This is a genomic window from Mesorhizobium sp. B283B1A (assembly GCF_020165735.1).
Classification (GTDB): Bacteria; Pseudomonadota; Alphaproteobacteria; order Rhizobiales; family Rhizobiaceae; genus Mesorhizobium; species Mesorhizobium opportunistum.
Genome location: NZ_JAIUIQ010000020.1, coordinates 22,947 through 42,335, shown reverse-complemented (window position 1 = coordinate 42,335; position 19,389 = coordinate 22,947). Strand labels below are relative to the sequence as shown.

The 19,389-nt window shown below is 63.4% G+C and carries 18 protein-coding genes; 10 read left to right on the top strand and 8 right to left on the bottom strand.

Going from position 1 to position 19,389, the window contains the following annotated elements; translation table 11 throughout:
• Nucleotides 1–293 precede the first annotated feature (293 nt).
• A complete protein-coding gene (locus LB577_RS18465; RefSeq protein ID WP_031249634.1) occupies nt 294–566 on the top strand; it encodes a hypothetical protein in 273 nt (90 codons plus the stop codon).
• Between the two features lie 25 nt (nt 567–591).
• Here LB577_RS18465 and LB577_RS18460 read toward each other — a convergent pair whose 3' ends face one another.
• From LB577_RS18460 to LB577_RS18435, 6 genes are all read right to left on the bottom strand, one after another.
• Nucleotides 592–2,451: an ABC transporter ATP-binding protein gene (locus LB577_RS18460; protein WP_224687786.1), complete on the bottom strand. Its 1,860-nt coding sequence runs from the start codon at nt 2,449–2,451 to the stop codon at nt 592–594.
• The gene (locus LB577_RS18455) at nt 2,444–3,421 is read right to left on the bottom strand and encodes a serine kinase (protein ID WP_224687785.1); all 978 of its coding nucleotides are present in this window, start codon (nt 3,419–3,421) and stop codon (nt 2,444–2,446) included. The genes LB577_RS18460 and LB577_RS18455 overlap by 8 nt, the downstream gene beginning before the upstream one ends.
• Complete coding sequence (locus LB577_RS18450) at nt 3,418–5,358, bottom strand: lasso peptide isopeptide bond-forming cyclase (protein WP_224687784.1); 1,941 nt, start codon at nt 5,356–5,358, stop codon at nt 3,418–3,420. The genes LB577_RS18455 and LB577_RS18450 overlap by 4 nt, the downstream gene beginning before the upstream one ends.
• A complete protein-coding gene (locus LB577_RS18445; RefSeq protein ID WP_249490955.1) occupies nt 5,355–5,708 on the bottom strand; it encodes a lasso peptide biosynthesis B2 protein in 354 nt (117 codons plus the stop codon). Before LB577_RS18445 ends, LB577_RS18450 begins: the two co-directional genes overlap by 4 nt.
• A gap of 148 nt (nt 5,709–5,856) precedes the next feature.
• Nucleotides 5,857–6,156, bottom strand: coding sequence for a PqqD family protein (locus LB577_RS18440; protein WP_023767508.1), 300 nt, complete (start codon nt 6,154–6,156; stop codon nt 5,857–5,859).
• Between the two features lie 153 nt (nt 6,157–6,309).
• Nucleotides 6,310–6,462, bottom strand: a complete 153-nt coding sequence (locus LB577_RS18435) for a lasso peptide (RefSeq protein WP_010913078.1) — start codon at nt 6,460–6,462, stop codon at nt 6,310–6,312.
• 517 nt (nt 6,463–6,979) lie between these two features.
• Here LB577_RS18435 and LB577_RS18430 point away from each other — a divergent pair.
• The 8 genes from LB577_RS18430 to LB577_RS18395 all read left to right on the top strand — a co-directional run bounded on the left by LB577_RS18430 (nt 6,980) and on the right by LB577_RS18395 (nt 15,417).
• A complete protein-coding gene (locus LB577_RS18430; protein WP_224687783.1) occupies nt 6,980–8,104 on the top strand; it encodes a nucleotidyltransferase family protein in 1,125 nt (374 codons plus the stop codon).
• A gap of 71 nt (nt 8,105–8,175) precedes the next feature.
• Complete coding sequence (locus tag LB577_RS18425; protein WP_224687782.1) at nt 8,176–9,198, top strand: glycosyltransferase family 2 protein; 1,023 nt, start codon at nt 8,176–8,178, stop codon at nt 9,196–9,198.
• A 287-nt stretch (nt 9,199–9,485) separates the two neighbouring features.
• Nucleotides 9,486–9,887: a hypothetical protein gene (locus LB577_RS18420; protein ID WP_023767511.1), complete on the top strand. Its 402-nt coding sequence runs from the start codon at nt 9,486–9,488 to the stop codon at nt 9,885–9,887.
• Between the two features lie 148 nt (nt 9,888–10,035).
• Nucleotides 10,036–10,908: a family 16 glycosylhydrolase gene (locus tag LB577_RS18415; protein WP_283257909.1), complete on the top strand. Its 873-nt coding sequence runs from the start codon at nt 10,036–10,038 to the stop codon at nt 10,906–10,908.
• 49 nt (nt 10,909–10,957) lie between these two features.
• Nucleotides 10,958–12,289, top strand: coding sequence for a UDP-glucose dehydrogenase family protein (locus tag LB577_RS18410; protein WP_023767513.1), 1,332 nt, complete (start codon nt 10,958–10,960; stop codon nt 12,287–12,289).
• A gap of 76 nt (nt 12,290–12,365) precedes the next feature.
• Nucleotides 12,366–13,808: a GMC oxidoreductase gene (locus LB577_RS18405; protein WP_224687780.1), complete on the top strand. Its 1,443-nt coding sequence runs from the start codon at nt 12,366–12,368 to the stop codon at nt 13,806–13,808.
• A 13-nt stretch (nt 13,809–13,821) separates the two neighbouring features.
• A complete protein-coding gene (locus LB577_RS18400) occupies nt 13,822–14,271 on the top strand; it encodes a hypothetical protein (RefSeq protein ID WP_023775840.1) in 450 nt (149 codons plus the stop codon).
• A gap of 66 nt (nt 14,272–14,337) precedes the next feature.
• Entirely contained in the window at nt 14,338–15,417 is a 1,080-nt protein-coding gene (locus LB577_RS18395; RefSeq protein ID WP_023767516.1) for a glycosyltransferase, read from the top strand.
• A gap of 36 nt (nt 15,418–15,453) precedes the next feature.
• Here LB577_RS18395 and LB577_RS18390 read toward each other — a convergent pair whose 3' ends face one another.
• Together LB577_RS18390 and LB577_RS18385 are read right to left on the bottom strand one after the other, a co-directional pair.
• Nucleotides 15,454–16,476 (bottom strand): phosphoribosyltransferase family protein, encoded by a 1,023-nt coding sequence (locus LB577_RS18390; RefSeq protein WP_224687779.1) that lies wholly within the window; start codon nt 16,474–16,476, stop codon nt 15,454–15,456.
• 54 nt (nt 16,477–16,530) lie between these two features.
• Nucleotides 16,531–18,027: a lipopolysaccharide biosynthesis protein gene (locus LB577_RS18385; RefSeq protein ID WP_224687778.1), complete on the bottom strand. Its 1,497-nt coding sequence runs from the start codon at nt 18,025–18,027 to the stop codon at nt 16,531–16,533.
• A gap of 184 nt (nt 18,028–18,211) precedes the next feature.
• On the opposite strand from LB577_RS18385, the gene LB577_RS18380 reads away from it, so the two are divergent.
• Nucleotides 18,212–19,384: a glycosyl transferase family 1 gene (locus LB577_RS18380; protein WP_224687777.1), complete on the top strand. Its 1,173-nt coding sequence runs from the start codon at nt 18,212–18,214 to the stop codon at nt 19,382–19,384.
• The last annotated feature ends 5 nt before the right edge of the window (nt 19,385–19,389 follow it).

Sequence of the window (19,389 nt, the reverse complement as noted above, 5' to 3'; positions counted from 1 at the left end):
CGGATTGTACTAAAAAACGTCAACCGCCTCTGGTTGAGTAAAGTGCGGTCGTGTGCGTTGCAGCATGGCAGAGTCGAACGCGAAAGCTCAATGAAAAATATGTGCGGTTGCCCTTGCCGCCTTCTGCTCGCCTTAATAGAATTGCAAATTATACCTGTCAGAGTAGCGACAGGTTGAAAGGCCGGAAGCAACCGGTCGACGGCGGGTGGTTTAACAAGCCCGCATAACAAGGGACGGCGCTCGGGTGGGGCAATTGTTGGATATAACCCGAGCCGGTTTATGGGCTGTTGGGTATGTCGCTTCCAAAATTCATCGTTGGGATGATTTTCGCACTTGCGATCGTCGTCGGCTGGTCCTGGATTGACGGCGTTTCGCTGGGCACGACCCTGCTGCGCGTCATCATTTGCGCCGTGGTCATCCAGGCCGGGTATTTCGCCATCATTTATGTCATGGTTGCCAGGAGCGCGCCGACGCCGGCCGACAGGCTACGCGAAGCCGAAAGAAAGCTGAACTCGCCCGAAGTAGAAGGCGAGAAGCTGGGCAGTGCCCGGCGAGGCCTGCACTAATTCCAACGCGCGGCATCGCCCGGCCTCAGGCCACATGGGCCGGTTCGGTCTCCGACTGCTCTCCCGAGAGCATCCTGGACAAACGGCTTGCCGGCTTCGCCTTCAAGCGCTGATACTGCCCGACTTCCACGACACGGCCGTCTTCCATCGCCACCACCCAGTCGGCGAAGGCGATCATCGACGGCCGGTGGGCGATGGTCAGGATCGTCACCGCGCCGCGCAACCCGTCGATCGACCTGGCGATCAGCGACTGGTTCTGCCAGTCGAGCGCGCTGGTCGCCTCGTCGAGGATGAGCAGTGACGGCTTGCGCAGCAGCGCCCGCGCTAGTGCGATGCGCTGGCGCTCGCCGCCCGAAAGCCGCACGCCCCGGTCGCCGACCACTGTATCGAGCCTATGGTCGAGCCGCTCGACGAACTCGCCGGCATGCGCGGCGCGCAGCGCGGTCCACAGATCATCGTCGCTGGCCTGCGGCGCGGCAAGACGCAGGTTCGCCGCGATCGTATCATGCAGCAGGAACACGTCCTGCGGCACATAAGCCACCTGATCGCGCCATCGGCGTCGATTGGCGGCGTCGATCTCGACGCCGTCGACCAGGATCTTGCCGGCGGTCGGTTCGAGCAGGCCAAGCAGCATGTCGGCGATCGTGCTCTTGCCTGATCCGGAAGGGCCGATCAGGGCGGTGACCTTGCCGGCCGGAAGGCCGAAGGTGATGTCGCTTACCACCGCCTTGCCGGCGCCGTCGTCATAGGCGCCGTCGTCATAGGCGAAGGAAACGCCACGGATGTTCAGCCCCGTATCGAGTGCCAGCTTGCCTGCATCTTCGACCGCCGCATGGCCCGGTTCGCGCTCGGCGTCGAAACGTGCCTGCAGGCTGCGCATTGCCGTGTAGGCGGGCAGGTTGATCAGCACCTGCTGGGCCTGCGTCTGCATGTCCATGAAGCGTGGCGCGATGCGCATGAAAACCAGCAGCAGCACGACGATCTCGGCAAGCGAGAGGTTGAAGCGGACCAGCGCCACGTAGATGAACAGGCTCAAGCCGACGACGCTCGTGACCTGGAACACGGCGGTGCCGATCGAGCTGTTGCGGACATAGTCGATGTTGTCGGCCTTCATCTTTTCGAGCGTTGCCTGCAGCTGCGCGAAATAGCTGGCTTCGACGTTCAAGCTCTTGGCCACCTTGATGCCGCCGAGGAATTCCGAGACCGTCCGGTACTGATCCTGGCGATTGCTTGTCAGCACGCGCCCAAAGGCGGTGGCGCGCGAGCGAAACGGCTGCAACGCCACGAACATCACGATACCGATAGCGATCGCAAACGCCGTCATGACCGGCGAGATGAACATGGAGATCACGAGGTAGCCCACCAGCAGCACGGCGATCTGCACCAGCATCAGCAGCGAGAAAGCGGCCCCCTGGACACGGTCGATGTCGCCGGTCAGGGCATGGTCGAGGTCTGAGCCGCGCATGCGCGAAAACACGCCCCAGCGCGCCTTGCCGATGCTCTCGAACAGGTTCATGCGCAAGCGGTTGATGAAATCGAACAGAAGCCTGGCCATGTAGACCGACTTGAAGCGGTTGAACGCCGCCTGCGCGGCAACAAGCCCGACCAGCGCAACCAGCACCGTCGTCAGCTGCAACGTCCCGCCTGGCACCAGCCAGCGCACGAAATCGATGTTCGGCAACCGCACCGCGAAATCCTGGTCGGCCCGCCCGACCAGATGCAGCAGCGGTACAAGCAGCAGGATGGAGATGCCTTCGGTCAGGCTGCCGAGCACCAGGAACAGCAGCGCCGTCCAGGTCCGCCGTCCGCCGATCTGCGCGATCACGGCGCCGAAGGCGGCGACGTCGCGAAACAGCGACAGACGAAAGACCGATGACCTAGACATCTTCAGCCAGTTCTCTCTCAAGCAGCGCCACAGCCTCCCCGATCCTGTCGAGACCGGCCGGAACTTCCAGCCTGCACACGCCGACATGGTTAGCGATTGCTGAACATTGGCGAAGATGCATCGCCGCGAAGTCGCCGGAGAGCGCGGCGCGGCCGAACCGGGTGACGTAGGAGAATTTGATGATGGCCGGCAAGGCGGCGATGGCGGGCAAGGGCGTCAGCGCGGCCCTTTGGCCGCGCTCGAGGACATAGATTCCGGCCGCCGGCACCATGCTGCCGGAAAAGGCGCCGTGCAGGCGATGTTGCATCTTGTCGATCGCCGGATGGACTTGCGGCCGCACCTCGGCTTGCCCAAGCGGGATTGCGGCCGCGGCGTCGGCCGCCAGCTTGATCTGCGGAAAGCCCGGCACGATCATCGGCCGGCCCGGGTTGGTGAGATCGAGTGCCACGACGTCATCGGTAAGCAGTTCATGACCGGCCCGGATCAGCGCGCTTGCCGTCGTCGATTTGCCGGCGCCCTTGTCGCCCATGAAGATGGCGCCCTTGCCGGCAACCGCGATGGCGCTGGCATGCAGGACGAGCAGGCCGCGCCGATGCAGCAGCAGCGCCATCACCGGCCCGAGCAGCGGGAAGGCAAGCAGCGCGTCGTCGACGCCAGGCGCCGGTTCGACATCGATGCGGCGGCCGCCGCTGATCAGGAACGCGCCGACGGCATGCCATGCCAGATATTGCCGGTCCGGCTCGAAGCGGAAGGTGGTCGCGGCCTGCGGCGAAGGTTTTGGCATATCGATTGCGCCGACGGCGATCATTATGTCCGCCGCGGCCGGCTCCACCGGCTCCAGTTCGGGCAACGCCACGTCGGACGCGACCGTCAGCCCATAGGCTCGGTAGAAGTGGCGTTGCCTCTCCGGCACGCCCGCCACGGCGGGATGGTGTGGGGCGAGGGGGAGTGGCCCATTGCGAGGCATCATGCGGCACTCCCGCCCTGTTGCACCTGCCGCAGCCACAGCGACAGCGACGCCGAGCGCCAGACATACTGGACGTCGAGCGGTGCCGCCTGATCCGGCTGGCGCAGCAGCCGCGCATAGGCGGCACTCACCTGGGGCAGGTTGACGTAGGGTGCGATGCGATACGTGTCCGAAACCAGCAACTGCTCCAGCAGATCACGGTGGTTGCGCACCATGCCGTTGACCAGATTGGCGGTGAAATCGATCTTGTCGCGCCGCCACTGGACCGCCGGCGGCAGGATCCCTTCCATGGCTCGGCGCAGCACGGAGCGGCCAAAGCCGTGGCTGAGCTTCTCCTCGCCCGGCAGCCCCAGGCAGAACTCGACCAGCGGCTTGTCCCAGAACGGATAGCGCGGCTCGACGCCGAAATTGGCGGCGGCTTTGTCGAGAACCTCGAAGGAATGCGGGACATAGCCGTTCGACAGGATCCAGCGGTGGCTCAAGGCGTCGCTGGCCTGGACGCCGCGCGGCATGTACCCGGCCCGGTGAAAACGGTCGATGAGTTCGGTCCGCCTGGCCAGGTCCGGATTGACCAGGTCGCGCCAGCTTCGGCCACGCGTTGGCGTGGACCCGCGTATCTTGTTCAGCGTCCGGTTTGCCAGCTGTCTCAGTTTGGCGATCCGCCAGGCCGGCCCATAGAGGGTCAGGAACTGGAAATAAAGGCCGAGCGTGCTGTCGCCATAGGTGTTGGAAGCACTGCGGATCTCGCGCCAGAGGTCCAGCCATCTGCCGCCATTGGCCAGCTCGTGCAGATGGCCATGGCCCTGTGAGACGACCTCGTCGCCGCCATGGCCGTCGAGCAGCACCTTGATCCCCTTGGCGCCAGCCGTCCTGTAGATGCCGCGGGTCAGAGTCAGGCCCGGCGCCAGAAAGGTGCCTTCCTGCTCCTCCAGCACCCGTTCGAATTCAGCGAAGGGCGCATAATCGCCGACCGCGATCAGCGTCGGGTCGACCTTCTGCTGGTCGAGCACGGCGTCGATGAAGGGGCGTTCGTCCATCGACGACCCTTTCTCGAAGATCAGCGAGAAGGTCGGCAGCCTTGGCTTGCGTTCGGCGGCGTTCCGCAGGCCGGCCACGCAGGCGATCGAGGAGGAATCGAGACCGCCGCTCAGCATCGCGCCGATCGACGATGTCCCCCGCATGCGGTTGCGCACCGATTGCGAGAACAGATGGGCGAATTCCTCCGCCGCATCCGACCGCGGCGGCCGCGAAGACGGCTCGATCTGCCAGTACCGCCGCAGCACCACCTGCCTAGCGCTGACGGTGAGGCTGTGACGGGCCGGCAGGCTGAAAATATCGCTGTAGGGCGTCGACTGCGGGTCGTCGGGAAGCCCGGCCAGGAATCCCGAAATCCGGTGTTCGCTGATGCGCGCGCCGACCCCGTCCAGGCCAAGCATCGGCCCGATCTCGGAGGCAAAGGCAAAGCGCCGGTCCGCCGCGTGGTAGTAGAATGGCTTGACCCCGAAATGGTCACGCGCGCAAAACAACAGCTGCCGTTCGGCATCCCAGATGGCAAAGGCGAAGTCGCCTTGCAGATGCTGGGGGCAGGCTTCGCCCCAGCGCAGATAGGCCCGCATCAGCAGCATCGCGTCGGCGACCGAGCTGTCCCGTATGCCGAGCCTGGCGAGCAATTCGTCGCGGTTGTCCAGCCGGCAGTCGGCGGTGATGGCCAGCTTGCCGCCAGCCACGGTCAGCGGGCCGGGGCCGGCTTCATCCAATGTGTTGAGCCAGGCGTGGCCAAGGGCAATGCCGGAGTCCAGCCACCACGAGCTGCCGTCGGGGCCGCGATGGCGCATGCGTGCCAGCATCTGCTGGATGTCGGTCGCCGCGTCCGCCGGCGCGGATCCGCGGGCCGCGAGTGCGTGTTCCTGTCGCAGCAGGATTCCGGCCACGCCGCTCATCGGCTGCCGTGGTCGACCATATGAGCGAAACCGTCGACGGATCCGCCGAGCACGATATGGTTGTCGCTAATCAGCCAGGCATGCGCTTTCAACTGCTCGCCCGTGCCGCGTTCGACGCCGATGCGGATATTCGAGGCATTGCCTTGGCGCGCGAGAATGTATTGGCCCGAAAGCGCCTGGGTGAGGCACGTGGCGCGCGGCACGAACCGTGCCGCCGCGGCAACCCCCCAGGCGACGAGCCGCAACTCGCCCATGCTGGCGCACTGGTGCGCGTTGAGCCGGGTCACCATGGCGCGAACACGGTTGTACGAGAACAATGTCAGCCCCAGCCGGACAACCGCGACCACCACCAGGCATCGGCAAAGGAAAAGCGCTTCCGAGCCGCTCAGTGAGAGAATTCTGGCTAGGCTCCGCCGGCCTGGCCGACTTTTCGCCTGCCTGGGGCTCTTTTCCGTCGCAGGTCTTTGCCGCGAAACCATGGCCTTTTGCGAAACCTGCCTAGACAAGTGCCTCATGCTGCAGCCTCGCAAGCCCGTTTTCGGCCAGCCCCTTCAGCAATGCGTCGACGTCGGCCTTGCAGCGCTCGGCGTCGACATTATAGGACGCAAGCACGGCGCTACGGATATCGGCGATCGACTTCGGCTCCTGGATCAACTCCCAGATGAACGCGCCGACGCCGTTGAGGCTGTAATAAATATTGGATTTCAGATTGAGAAGCGCGAGGCCGTCGCCGAATTCGCAAGCCACGGCATCTTTGGTGGCACTTATGCAATCGTGGTCTGATGGGTTCCAGTTCATCCTAAAACCTCGTTTGCAACACACGGTCTACACATCGTCGCTTCAAAAGCGGAAAGGCTTCAAAAGCGGAAAGTCGGGGATTTTCATCCCCGGCTCCATTTATGGTCTTGAATCCCAGAGGCCCAACGTAACTCCTCCAGGATCAGCCTAGTCTCACGAGAACGTCAGGTCGCCGATCGGGGTGTGCGCGGGAAACGATGCGTCGATCGCCGTGCTGCCCCCGCCGCCCTGAGTGATGGTTTCAATCGAACCATGCACCGTCAAGCTTGGCGTTTCATACTCATGCTTTTCAACATTCTGTTCCATTTTACTCTCCAATGAGGACTGGAAACGGCCTGTCGAGTGCCGTCAGCACTTGCATGCTGCGATGCAATAGCTGCATAGCAACATTTATGAGTCAAGCCTGATTTACCTCTGATTAATCAATTACGGGTTGCGGACGTCACCATGTATGTGTGGGATGCTCAAAATCTCGCCGCATTCGGGGTAAAATCAAGTGCGGTCTGGTCTTGTTGCTGACGATTCTTTAAGCAATTGATTTTGCTTGTATAAAACATCTACGCTGCCGCTGCTTTTTTAGGCGGCGCTAAAAGATGAATTTAATTTAGCCGATCCAGGTTGATGTCGGCTGGAATGCTTCGGCACGAGCGGAATTCCAACCGGGTATTTCCACCACTTTCGCGGAACGCCGGTAAACGTTCTGGTTGCAAAACTCCGCACTGCGAAAGGAAAGACTTTACGGCGCCGAGGTTTTTGAGGATGCTTTGCTTCGCACCTGCAGCATACCTATCGCGCGAACCGCTTTTTGGAGACTGTGCGCTCAATGGCCTTGCCGGAAAGCTCTTATGAACGACTGCGCGCCGCCGATTGCGCCGACGAGGTCGCCTATGTGCAGGCCTGCCTGCGGTTGTATTTCGCGAGGCCGGCCGCCGGCAAAGTCTCGACGCCCGGTCTTTCAGATGCCGTCGTCGCCGACATCGCTAGGCTGAACAAGGTTGCCATCTTTGTCCTGAAGGCGCTGTCGCGTGCGCCGGCCGGCGAAAGGCCGGCTGAGCTCTTCCAGTGGCTCGACACCTATCGCAGGCGCACGGTCTCGATGAACGCCGCCTGCGTGATGGACTCGATGACGATCCATGAGGCGCTGCGCGACAGGCAGATCGATTTCGTCTTTCTGAAGGGGCCGTTCCAGCAGCATCTGCTCTACGACGACCATTTCATGAAGCCTTCGGGCGATGTCGACATCCTGGTTTCTCCCGCCGGCTTTTTTAGGGCGCGCGACGCACTGCGCTCGATCGGCTACGAGGTGTCGGGCAAGTCCCGCTCGGTCTGGTGGGTGCGTTTCCTCGGCGAACAGCACATGATTCGCGGCAACGGGCCAAAATCGTCCACGGTCGACCTTCACTATCGCGTGCAGCAGCCCGGTTCGCCCAGTCCACGCGACGCCGACGGGTTCCTGCGGCGCAAACGGCTGGTCGAGATTGGCGGCACTGAGGTGCCGTTCACATCGGTCGCCGACACGCTGATGCTGTCCTGCATCAGCGTCGCCAAGGCCCTGTTCAACCGCGAACCCTGCGCTGGCTATGTCTGCGATATCAGGGCCAGCGCCAATCGTCTCGACGAGGCCGATCAGCAGCGTCTGCTCGACGCGGCGGTGAGCCAAGGGCTGGACGATACGCTGCTGCTCGGCCTGCGCGCCGCCGACGTTCTGCTGGGCGGCACCGGCACGCTTTTGTCGGAGCGCGCCAAGCCGATCCTGTCGCGCATCGGCAATGAGGATCTGCTCAGCATGGTCATCGCGCCTTGGCTGTCGTCGCTGCGATGGCCGCAACGGCGAACGGTGTTGTGGGAATTATGCGGCCGTGCTCCCGTCCGCTACCTGGCCGAGGCAGGCTGGGCGGCGTCGGCGGACATCAGTCGCCGCATCTTCGAACGGCCGGCCAGTCCGTGATGGTGGTGCTGTCGGAAATCGAATGCGTACAGGGCGAGGGCAGATCGGAACCTGTGCAAGAGGCTAAACCCATGTCGATGACGAAATCCGAGGTCTGCGTGATCATCGCGGCCAAAAACGCGGCACGCACGATCGCGGTCGCCATCGCGTCCGCGTTGCGCGAACCGGAAGTGGTGGAGGTCGTCGTCGTCGACGACGGATCCACCGACAACACGGCCGAGGTCGCCGTGTCCGCCGACGACGGCAGCGGCCGGCTCATGGTGATGCGCCTCGACGTCAATAGGGGCCCTTCCTTTGCCCGCAACGCCGCGATCGCCGGCTCGAAAGCGCCGTTCATCGCCATTCTGGACGCCGACGACTTCTTCCTGGAGGGCCGGTTCCGCAACCTGTTTGCCGGCGCCGACTGGGATTTCGCGGCCGACAACATCATGCTGATCAGGGATGACGCGACGAAGGATGCGACGACAATTGTCGCGCCGGATTTCGCGGCGGAGCCGGAATTCCTCGATTTCGAGCGCTTCGTCGAGGGCAACATCTCCAGACGCCGCGTTCAAAGAGGTGAACTGGGCTTCCTCAAGCCGGTGATCAGCCGTGCCTTCCTCGACCGCCACGGTTTGCGCTATGACGAAACCCTGCGCCTGGGCGAGGACTACGAGCTCTACGCGCGCGCGGTCGCTCACGGCGCACGGTTCAAGGTCATCCGCTCCTGCGGCTACGGCGCCATCGTGCGCGCCGATTCGCTCAGCGGCCGCCACAAGACGCAGGACCTGAAGCGGCTGGCCGACGCCGATCTGGCGTTGCTGGCTATCGACGGCCTGCCGGAAGGCTCCAAAGCGGTGCTGCGGCGGCATGAGCGGCACGTGCGCGACAAATACCGGCTGCGCAATTTCCTCGACGTGAAGGCCGAGCGTGGGCTGGCTTCGGCCGCGGCCTATGCCTTCGCAAGTCAATCCAACCTCGTTCCCATCGTCCAGGGCGTGGCGTCCGACAAGCTCGAGGCGCTGTTTCGCCGCGTCGGCCTCATGTCCGGCCAAAGGCGTATGCCACCGCTGCGTTTCCTGATGGCCGGAACCAGCATGGGCAAGGCGCGGTAAGGCGCGGGAATGTCCGGATTATCCATGAACAGCGGTCTCGTCACGCGAACCATTTCCTTCGGATTTATGAGTTTACGAATTGGGTGGTTGCCTCGCGGCTCCGGGGATGGCAGTCTATGTTGCGCTGCAGCAAATTGGACGACCAGCCGAACTGGCCCCCGATCGGATTGGTCTGAAGTCTCTCCCCTCAGAGGAGCAGGACGATACGGTACGAGTTTTTTTTCAGCCCCGGCGCGGGGATCGGCCAGGAGCCGACCCGAAAGCCGGCGATGACAGGAATTTAGTTCATGGCCTCGATATTCGGCTTCAGATCAAGGGATCCGGCCCGAGACCGGCAGACCGACATCGCGCGTCTCGATCGTCTGGCGAAACTGTTCGAGCAGATCGCCGCCGAGATCGAGGCCGAGAGGACCGGCCTGGAGATCCGCTATCGCAAGACATCGACCAATGCGGCCTTCCTTGTCGAAGCCATGGAAAACGATCCCGCTTCCGATCGTCGCTCCTCCGAAGTCAGCGCGCTGACGACGTCGATCCTGAATTGCGAGCGCCGCATCGCGGCGCTGTCGCGCCAGGACGGCATGATGAAGGATCTCCGCCATGCGCTGGATATGGTTTTCGACGAAAATGGCGCGCCCGATCCGGCCGCCATGGTCGAATTCACCAAGCCGGCGGGCGCCGGCCGAGGGTGAAGGTGAAGGTGCGGGACTGTTGCGGAAGATTTGATTCGAGACGGCAAAAGGAGTTGGAGAGGGTCAAGAAGGCCGAGGTTGGCCCGTTTGGAAGTGGTTCGAACGTCGACTTTGGGTTGGGGACGCACAGCACAAAGGTGAGTTTGGTATGAATTCGGATCCGAAGACTACGCCCAAGGCGGCAATTGGTGCGCATCAGGCAGAGCAAGGCGGCTGGGGGCGAATGGCTTGGCTCGGTGCTTCTTTGCTGCTGGTCGCTCTTGGCAGCTTGTCGACAGTTCCTTCCCACGCGCAGGACATCCAGTCCTCGCCGTCGTTCGTCGACGATTTCAAGAGTTTAGATCGCTCGCGCTGGTACGTGTCCGACGGCTGGACGAACGGCAGCCATCAGAATTGCACCTGGTCGAAGGGACAGGTCAGCCTGGCGGAGGGAACGCTGTCGCTGGGCTTCGAGAAGCAGAAGACCAAGGATCGCGAATTCGCCTGCGGCGAGATCCAGACCAAGCAGCGCTTCGGCTATGGCACCTATGAGGCGCGCATGAAGACCGACGCCGGTCCCGGCCTCAACGCGGCTTTCTTTTCCTATATCGGCCCGTCCGACAAGCAGCCCTGGGACGAGATCGATTTCGAGATCCTGACCAAGGACACCTCCAAGGTGCAGGTCAACGCCTATATCGCCGGCAAGGGCAAGAACGAGAAGCTGGTCGAGGTGCCCGGCGGCACCGACAAGGCTTTCAACGATTACGCCTTCGTCTGGGAGAAGGATAGTTTGCGCTGGTACGTCAACGGCCAGCTGGTGAACACCATCACCGATCCGGCGAAGCTGCCCTCCCACGCGCAGAAGATATTCTTCAGCCTTTGGGGCAGCGACACCATGAAGGGCTGGATGGGCGCGTTCGCGGATCCTGGCCGTAAACTTTCGCTGCAGATCGAGCGGGTTGCCTTCACCGCGCTCGGCGAACCCTGCCAGTTTCCGGAATCGCTCGTATGCAGCGTAAAAGAGTTGGGAAAGACGAATTGAACCGGCCGGATCAAAAACAGTCCGCCGCCATGGACAGGAATGAAACCGAATGAACTTGACGGTGTTTGGAATTGGCTATGTCGGCCTGGTGCAGGCGGCGGTGCTTGCCGAGGTCGGGCACCAGGTGGTTTGCGTCGACGTCGACGCAAACAAGGTCGAGCGGCTCAACCAGGGCCTGGTCCCGATTTTCGAGCCTGGCCTCGAAAGCATCGTCAAGGAAAACCACGCAGCCGGCCGCATCAAATTCACCACCGATGCCGCCGCCGCCGTCAGGCATGGTGAAATCCAGATGATCGCGGTCGGCACGCCGCCCGGCGAGGATGGCTCGGCCGACCTCAAATATGTGCTGGCGGTCGCCGAGACCATCGGCCGTGAAATGGAGACGCCCAAGATCGTCGTCGGCAAATCGACGGTGCCGGTCGGCACCTGCGAAAAGGTCAAGGCCAGGATCGCCGAGACGCTGAAGAAAAGGGGCCGCGAGGACCTGGCGTTTGACGTCGCTTCCAACCCGGAATTCCTCAAGGAGGGCTCCGCCGTCGCCGACTGCATGAAGCCCGACCGCATCATCGTCGGCACCAATAGCGAGGCCACCGAGGCGGTGATGCGCGAGCTCTATGCACCGTTCAACCGCAACCACGAGAAGATGATCGTGATGGACGTGCGCAGCGCCGAATTCACGAAATACGCCGCCAACTGCATGCTGGCGACCAAGATCAGCTTCATGAACGAGATGGCCAATCTGGCCGAGCAGCTGGGCGCAGACATAGAGGAGGTGCGCAAGGGCATCGGCAGCGATCCGCGCATCGGCTACCACTTCATCTATCCGGGCCTCGGCTATGGCGGCTCGTGCTTCCCCAAGGACGTGCGCGCCCTGATCAAGACCGCCGAAGGCGTCAAGTTCGACGCCAAGCTGCTGCGCGCCGTCGAGGAGCGCAACAACGATCAGAAGTCCGTGCTGTTCGACAAGGTGAACCGCTACTTCAAGGGCAATCTCAAGGGCAAGACCTTCGCGTTGTGGGGCCTGGCCTTCAAGCCCAACACCGACGACATGCGCGAGGCGCCGGCCCGCACGTTGATGGAGGCGCTGTGGCAGGCCGGCGCCAGCGTGCAGGCCTACGACCCCGAAGCGATGCAGGAATGCCAGGCCATCTACGGGCTGCGCGATGATTTGCTTTTGTGCGGCACCAAGGAGGCGGCACTGCGCGGCGCCGATGCGCTGTTGATCGCGACCGAATGGAAGAGTTTTCGCGCGCCGTCCTTCGACGCGGTCAAGGACGCACTGACCACGCCGGTCATCTTCGACGGCCGCAACCTCTATGACCCCAAGGTCATCGCGCGCCACGGCATCGAATATCACTCGATCGGCAGAATGGCGGCGTGAGAGCGGGCACCGGCAAGCCCGAAACGGATGGGATGGCCAGGATGAACGCGCCGGACGCGGAAAGGATGAACAGCTGATGGTGCTGGACGTAAAGCCGGAGCAAATCACCAAGGACCATTTCGACCTTGTCGCGATCGGTTCCGGCTTCGGTTCGGCCTTCTTCCTGCATGAGTTCGCCAAGCGCCGCAAGGCACGCATCCTGGTGCTGGAATGGGGTCGCCACAACACTCATGAGTGGCAGCTCAATCAGAACGCCAACACCGACATCGATGACGAGACGACCTACAAGACCAACTCGGACAAGCCGTGGAACTACACCATCGGGCTGGGTGGCGGCACCAACTGCTGGTTCGCGCAGACGCCAAGGTTCCATCCCAACGACTTCAGGCTGAAAAGCACCTACGGCATCGGCAACGACTGGCCGATCAGCTATGACGACGTCGAGCCGTTCTATTGCGACGCCGAAGACATCATGTCCATCTCGGGCGATCCCGACATGGCGGCGATGCTGCCGCGTTCGAAGCCGTTTCCGCAGCCGCCGCATCGCATGTCGACGCCGGACAAGATGATGAAGGCGGCCCAGCCCGGCCAGCACTTCGTCATGCCCACCGCCCGCGCCCGGGTGCCGACGTCGCAACGCACCTCGTGCTGCGCCAATTTGCGCTGCTGGCTGTGCCCGGTCGACGCCAAGTTCACCGCCAATAACGGCCTGATGCATGTCTTCGAGCATCCCGACATTTCGGTCTGCCTCGGCTCCGAAGTGCGGCGGCTCGACCATGTCGGCGGCACGGTCCGTTCGGTGACCTTCGTTCAGGACGGCAAGGAATACCAGGTCAGCGGCGACCTTTTCATTCTCGGCGCCAATGCCATCCAGAGTGCGGCGATCATGCTGCGATCGGGCCTCGGAGACGAATTCGTCGGGCGCGGCCTGCACGAATCCTATGGCTGGAACTTCGAGGTCTATCTCGACGGCGTCGACAATTTCGACGGCAGCACCATCACCACCGGCCTGAATTTCGGCCTCTATGATGGACCGCACCGATCCGAGCACGCGGCGGCGCTGGTCTATTTCGAGAACCGCTGGCAGCACGGGATGCGCGCCGAAAAGGGGCGGCTGCGGCAGGCGCTGCCGCTTGTCGTGGTCACCGAGAACCTGCTCGATCACGAGAATTTCGTCACCCTCGACGAGGACGACAATGCCTTCGTAAGCTTCAAGGCACCGTCGGATTATGCGGTCAAGGGCATGGCGCGGGCGCTGGAGAAATTGCCGGGGCTGCTTGCCCCGCTGCCCGTCGAAGGGCTCTTCGACCGCGGCATCCGGCCGACCGAATCGCATGTCCAGGGCACCTTGAGGATGGGCACCGGCCCGGCCGATTCGGTTGTCGATAGCGGCATGATCCATCACCGGCTGCGGAACCTGGTCGTCGTCGGCACCAGCACCTATCCGAGCTGTTCCTGCGCCAACCCGAGCCTGACCGCGGCGGCGCTGTCCTTGCGGGCGGCGGGCCGGATCGCATGAGAGGAGCGATCAGATGATTGAAGTCTCACGACGTTCGGCGCTGGCAATCGTGGCCGGGGGCGTGGTGTCGACAGGTGTCGCCTATGCCGCCGTCTCCTCGTTCTCCGACGAGGACCTGGTTCGTGTCACGCTCGAGAAATACCTCGGCCGGCTGAACATGCGCATCGAGCATCTGCAGCAGTTCGCGCTGGAGTTTCGCAACCGCAACCCGTGGATATTCCCGAGTTCGAAGCTCAGTGACGCGGTCACGCTGGTCGAGGAGCTCAAATTGGGTGCCGTCCGCCGCCTGCTGCCCCAGGAGAAGCGGGAAGATCTGACACATTTCGACCGCTGGGTCGTCGCCGAATTCCATATGCTGACGGACTACGCATGGCGCAGTTCGCCTGACGATCCGATCCGGTTTACCGGCTGGCAATCCTGCACCAATCCGTTCGCGAACCTGGAGCCACCGAAGCTTGCATGACGTCGAATGCGAGGCGCCGTCGGTTGCCTCGGAACGAAATACGAAATGCGACAAGGAGCCGATTCCATGAAAGTCCTTTTTGCAGGCGGCAATGGCTACACCCCCGAATTCAGCGGTGGCGTCCAGTCGAGCACGCATCATCTGGCTGAACAGCTGATCGAAAACGGGCACGAGGCTTCGGTGCTTGCCGCCCTGTTCGGCGACGGCGTCTTCGGCTTCAAGGCGCGCGCCAAGATGAAGCTCTTGCGCCAGCCCGCCGTCGTCGACAGCTTCCCCGGCTACCCGGTGGTCCGGGCCTGGTTCCCCTGGGAGGCGGCAAGCTTTGCCGTCGACCGGATGAAGCCGGATGTGGCTGTGGTCCAGTGTCACAAGTCGGTGCCGATCGGCAAGGCGCTGCAGGCCAAGGGCGTGCCGCTGGTCGTCTATCTCCGCAATGTCGAGTTCCACGAGCTGGGCGGCGACCTGCGCGAATTGCGCTCCGCACTCTACATCGCCAATTCCGAATTCACCGCGCGTACCTACAGGAGGGAGTTCGGCATCGAGACGACGGTGATCCCGCCGACCATCAATCCGACGCACTACAGCACGCCGACGACGGGCCAGTTCGTGACCCTGATCAACCCCTATGAGGAAAAGGGCTTCGAGCTTGCGGTGCGTCTTGCCGGCGCCTGCCCCGAAATCCCGTTCCTGTTCGTCGAAAGCTGGAAGCTGGACGACGACCATCGGGCGCGCATCGAAGAGACGATCGCACCGCTCGGCAACGTCACGCTGGAGAGCCGCACCAGCGACATGAAGACGGTCTATGGCCGCACCCGGATCCTGCTGGCGCCCAGCAAATGGGAAGAGGCCTGGGGTCGCGTCGCCTCGGAGGCCCATTGCAGCGGCATCCCGGTCGTCGGCTCGCGGCGCGGCGGCCTGCCTGAGGCGATCGGACCTGGCGGCGTGGTGCTCGACTACGACTCCCCGCTCGTCGACTGGGTCGCGGCCGTCAGGCGGTTGTGGAACGACAACCAGGAATATGAGCGGGTCTCCAGTCTCGCACGCAGTTTCGCGGCGCGCCCGGAACTCGATCCCGATCGCCAGTTCGTCACCTTCTTTTCGATATTGGACAAGGCGATCCAGCAGCGCGCGCTCCAGGCCGCCTGAAAAGGTACTCCGCCGCGCACCAGATGGCGATGCCGGTCAGGCCGGACGCTTGACCCGGCTCTTCAGCGTCTCGTAGCCGCGGGCGCCAAGCAGGGCGCGGGCGAGGGCCTTGGCGACGCCCTTGCGGCCTTCCTGCGAATTGACCTGCCGCAGCCTCGCCGGCAGGTTGCGCGCCGCCTGGCCGAGCGCCGGCAGCGACAGCGCATCGGGAAAGCTCACAATGTGCGTTTCGACGCACAATACCGGCTTGCCTGACAGCTCCGCGATCTTCAGCGCCTGCGCATGCTCGCTTTCGATGAACAGCATGGCGTCGGATTTGCGATAGAAATCGGCCTTGAAACTGCCATGCGCGCCAAGCCGTTGCCGCTCTGCCTTGCTCGGCAGATCGAGCATGATCAACTGGTCGTACTGAATACCGTTCTTGGCCAGCCATGCCTCGGTCAGCGCGCGGTACTTCTCCAGCCGGCTGGTGACCAGCCAGCCGATCCTGTGGGTCGGGGCATGAAGCGGCCGTGCCTCGCTGAGGAATTTCTCGTAGGCCGGGCCGTCGTCGTTTTCCGCTTCGGTCGGGTCGAGGCACAGCACCCCGTCTATGTCGACGCAGCATTGCGCCAGGAATTTGTGGTGCATGAAGTTCCACTGGAACATGCGCGGATGCGGCACCACCTCCAAGACGATATCCGTCTCCTGATGCTTTGGTTGCAGGCCGAACACGGCGGCAAAGGTATAGTCCGCCTCGATGCCGGCGGCCTTAATACGGGCGCGGGCGTCGCGCATGGCATTGCCGCCGGAAACGCTGTCGTCGATCACCAGCACCTTGCGCATGTCCGAGACCTTGCGGTCGAGCGCGGCGCGGCGCTTGGTGATGCCCGACGTGTAGACGCGGCCGTCCAGAAAAGAATCCAGATCGGTCATAGGAATGTTCGCCGCAAGGCTGACCAGCGTCGCCGCCAGCACGCCGCTTCTTGGAACGCCGACCACCAGGTCGATGTCGCGCGGCAGCCGGTGAAGGTTGCTGACGATGGCGTCGTTCATGTCGGAGATCGAACGGTAGTGCATGGATCGGACCTGATGCTTGGGTGGATATGGAGATAGCGGTCGAAAGCGCCGAAATTATTGCGCCTGGCGCGGCGCCGCCGCTGGCGGCCTTGCCGGCAGCATTTTCACGGCTTCGCGCAAGGCCTCGCGGCCGGCTGCGAACGCCAGCGCGACGACGATGGTGATGGCGTAGGCGAGGATGGCGCCGCCGGCCAGGGCAACGACAGGCTGCTGCGGCAGCAGCGGCTTGGCCAGCCAGACCGCCGCCAGCGCCAGATGCGCGCCAAGCACGAAGGGCGTTGCCGCGCGCAGCACATGGCTGGCCCGCAGCGGCCCGCTCCTGCCGACATAGAGCCACAGGAACGGTGTGCGCAGATACTCGCTGACCGCATAGGCGATAGCCACGCCGAGCGCGCCGTAGGGCAGGCCGAGCGCGAAGGCGAGCACCGACGTCACCGCCGTGATGATGCCCCAGCGCATGAAGTCGCCGGAACGGCCCTGGCTGACGAAAAGCCATCCCGCCGGGTTGTTGAGCGGCTGCAGCAGGCCGGCAAAGCCGAGCGCCAGGAAGATCGAGGCGCTCGCCCGCCACTGCTCGCCGAGCACGAAGGGGATCAGCACGTCCGACATCGCGGTGGCGAAGGCGACGCCGGGCAGCGCCACCAAAAGGATCAGCGGCATGACGCGCAGATAGGCGCTGCGGTAGCGGTCTGGCTCGTCCTTCAGCCTGGAGAGCGCCGGCACCATGACCTTGGACAGCGGATTGGTGATCTGACTGAGCGGGAACAAAAGCAGCTTGTAGGCGCGGTCGTAAAGGCCGAGCTGGGCCTCGCCCCAGTATTTGCCGATCAGCACGTTGTCGAGGTTGCGGGCGAAGAAATTGGCGAAGTTGAAGCCGGTGATGCCGGCGCCGAAATTGATCAGTTCGCCGATGCCGGCGACCTTGCGCGGCAGGCCCGGCCGCCAGCGTGAGCTTGCCCAATAGCACAGCGTCGGCAGCACGGCGCCGGTCAGCGTGCCGGCAAACAGCGCCCAGTAGGAGCGGTCGATGAAGGTCCAGGCGATCGATACCGCCAGACCCGCGACGGCGCTGGCGACATCGATGATCGCCAGGCGTCCGAACTGCATGCGCCGCGTCAGAAGCGCCAGATGCTGGGCGCCGAGCCCATAGGCCATGATCTGCAGGCCGAGGGCGGCCACCAGGCCAGCCACGCGCGGCTCGCCGTAGAAGGCGGCGACCAGCGGTGCGGCGCCCGCGAGCACGCAGGCCAGGATGGCGCTGACCGCAACGTTGATCCAGAAGAGGTAGTTCACCTCCTCATGCCGGATGCCCGACTTCTGGATCGTCGCCTGAGTCAGGCCGAAATCCTGGAACAGGGCGATGAAGGCCAGCACCGGCGCGCACATCGCCACGACGCCGAAATCCTGCGGCGACAGGAGCCGCGACAGCACGATGACGGATATGATCTGTGTCGCGACCCGCACCGATTGCGACATGGCGGTCACGGCCGCGCCACGGCCGACCGATTTGCGCAACGAGCCTTCTGGCGGGTCGAATGGATTGGCTTCCAAATTCAGGATTCCTGATCTTTGCGCGGATTCCGGAGCCCGAAATCCACAACCGCCGCCGACCCCAAACTACGGCAATAATTTTGCAGTGCAACAGAAAATGTCCATCTCCGCGCCAAAAATGTTGCGATGCAGCAAGAGCTGTACTAGCATTCCCTTGGGTGGGTCAAACAGCGGTCGAGTTTTCATGCTGCATGTCTTGTACCTGGTGCACGATGTTTCCGATCCGGCGGTCCGCCGACGGATCACGATGCTCCGGACAGGCGGCGCCCGGGTCACTTTGGCGGGTTTCCGCCGCACCGCGACCCCGATCGCCGACATCGAAGGATTGCGGCCGATCGACCTTGGCGCGACGCGCGACGGCCGATTCGTCCAGCGGCTGGCAGCGGTGGCGAAAGCGGCGGTTTCTCTTCGGGCGAAGCTGAGCGGCACGCCGAGACCCGATCTGATCATCGCGCGCAACCTGGAAATGCTGGCGCTTGCCGGCCGTGCCAGATCGGCCTTCGGTGCCACGGTCCCGATCGTCTATGAATGCCTCGACATCCATCGCCTGGTGCTTCGCAACGATGTCCTCGGCAAGGCGTTGCGCGCCACGGAGCGCCATCTGGCGCGGGACGTGAAGCTGCTGGTGACCAGTTCGCCGGCCTTCATCGCCAACTACTTCAAGCCCTTCCGCCAGGTCGCCGCACCTGTCGAACTGGTCGAAAACAAGTATTTCGAGACGGCGGCGATTTTGCCCGGCGCACGCCAGATGGCGGAAACGCCTGCCGCGCCGCCATGGCGAATCGGCTGGTTCGGAGCGCTGCGCTGCCGCCGCTCGCTCGAACTGCTGGCCGATTTCACGCGCCGCATGGATGGACGCTTCGAGGTCGTGCTGCGCGGCCGCCCGGCTCTGTCCGAATTCCCGGATTTCCATGCTTTCGTCGAAGCCGAACCGTATCTGTCGTTTCGCGGCCCCTACCGCAATCCGGAGGACATGGCGTCGATCTATCAGGACGTCCATTTCTCCTGGGCGATCGATTTCTTCGAGGAGGGGCAGAATTCGGAATGGCTGCTGCCCAACCGCCTTTATGAAGGCTGCCGCTTCGGCGCGGTGCCGATCTCGATGGGCCACACAGAGACGGGACGGTTCCTCAGTCAGCAGGACATCGGTATCCTTTTGCCGCAAGCCACGCCCGATGCGCTCGAAAGCGCGCTCGGCAAGATGGAGGAGCACCGCTTCGACAGGCTGAAAGCCCGCGTGCTTGCCCAAAATCCGAGGATGTGGAGCTACGATCGCAGCGACTGCAGGGCACTCGTCGAAAAACTGCGCCGTCTGACCATCGTGCGCGAACCCCTCGCGGCCGAAGCCCTGGCATAGGATGG

Bases quoted from the DNA above. Each gene is read 5' to 3' on its own strand.
- LB577_RS18380 (WP_224687777.1), top strand. From the start codon at position 18,212: ATGCTGCATGTCTTGTACCTGGTGCACGATGTTTCCGATCCGGCGGTC.
- LB577_RS18460 (WP_224687786.1), bottom strand. From the start codon at position 2,451: ATGTCTAGGTCATCGGTCTTTCGTCTGTCGCTGTTTCGCGACGTCGCC.
- LB577_RS18415 (WP_283257909.1), top strand. From the start codon at position 10,036: ATGAATTCGGATCCGAAGACTACGCCCAAGGCGGCAATTGGTGCGCAT.
- LB577_RS18400 (WP_023775840.1), top strand. From the start codon at position 13,822: ATGATTGAAGTCTCACGACGTTCGGCGCTGGCAATCGTGGCCGGGGGC.
- LB577_RS18420 (WP_023767511.1), top strand. From the start codon at position 9,486: ATGGCCTCGATATTCGGCTTCAGATCAAGGGATCCGGCCCGAGACCGG.
- LB577_RS18435 (WP_010913078.1), bottom strand. From the start codon at position 6,462: ATGGAACAGAATGTTGAAAAGCATGAGTATGAAACGCCAAGCTTGACG.
- LB577_RS18430 (WP_224687783.1), top strand. From the start codon at position 6,980: ATGGCCTTGCCGGAAAGCTCTTATGAACGACTGCGCGCCGCCGATTGC.
- LB577_RS18465 (WP_031249634.1), top strand. From the start codon at position 294: ATGTCGCTTCCAAAATTCATCGTTGGGATGATTTTCGCACTTGCGATC.
- LB577_RS18440 (WP_023767508.1), bottom strand. From the start codon at position 6,156: ATGAACTGGAACCCATCAGACCACGATTGCATAAGTGCCACCAAAGAT.
- LB577_RS18410 (WP_023767513.1), top strand. From the start codon at position 10,958: ATGAACTTGACGGTGTTTGGAATTGGCTATGTCGGCCTGGTGCAGGCG.
- LB577_RS18450 (WP_224687784.1), bottom strand. From the start codon at position 5,358: ATGAGCGGCGTGGCCGGAATCCTGCTGCGACAGGAACACGCACTCGCG.
- LB577_RS18425 (WP_224687782.1), top strand. From the start codon at position 8,176: ATGTCGATGACGAAATCCGAGGTCTGCGTGATCATCGCGGCCAAAAAC.
- LB577_RS18455 (WP_224687785.1), bottom strand. From the start codon at position 3,421: ATGATGCCTCGCAATGGGCCACTCCCCCTCGCCCCACACCATCCCGCC.
- LB577_RS18395 (WP_023767516.1), top strand. From the start codon at position 14,338: ATGAAAGTCCTTTTTGCAGGCGGCAATGGCTACACCCCCGAATTCAGC.
- LB577_RS18405 (WP_224687780.1), top strand. From the start codon at position 12,366: ATGGTGCTGGACGTAAAGCCGGAGCAAATCACCAAGGACCATTTCGAC.
- LB577_RS18390 (WP_224687779.1), bottom strand. From the start codon at position 16,476: ATGCACTACCGTTCGATCTCCGACATGAACGACGCCATCGTCAGCAAC.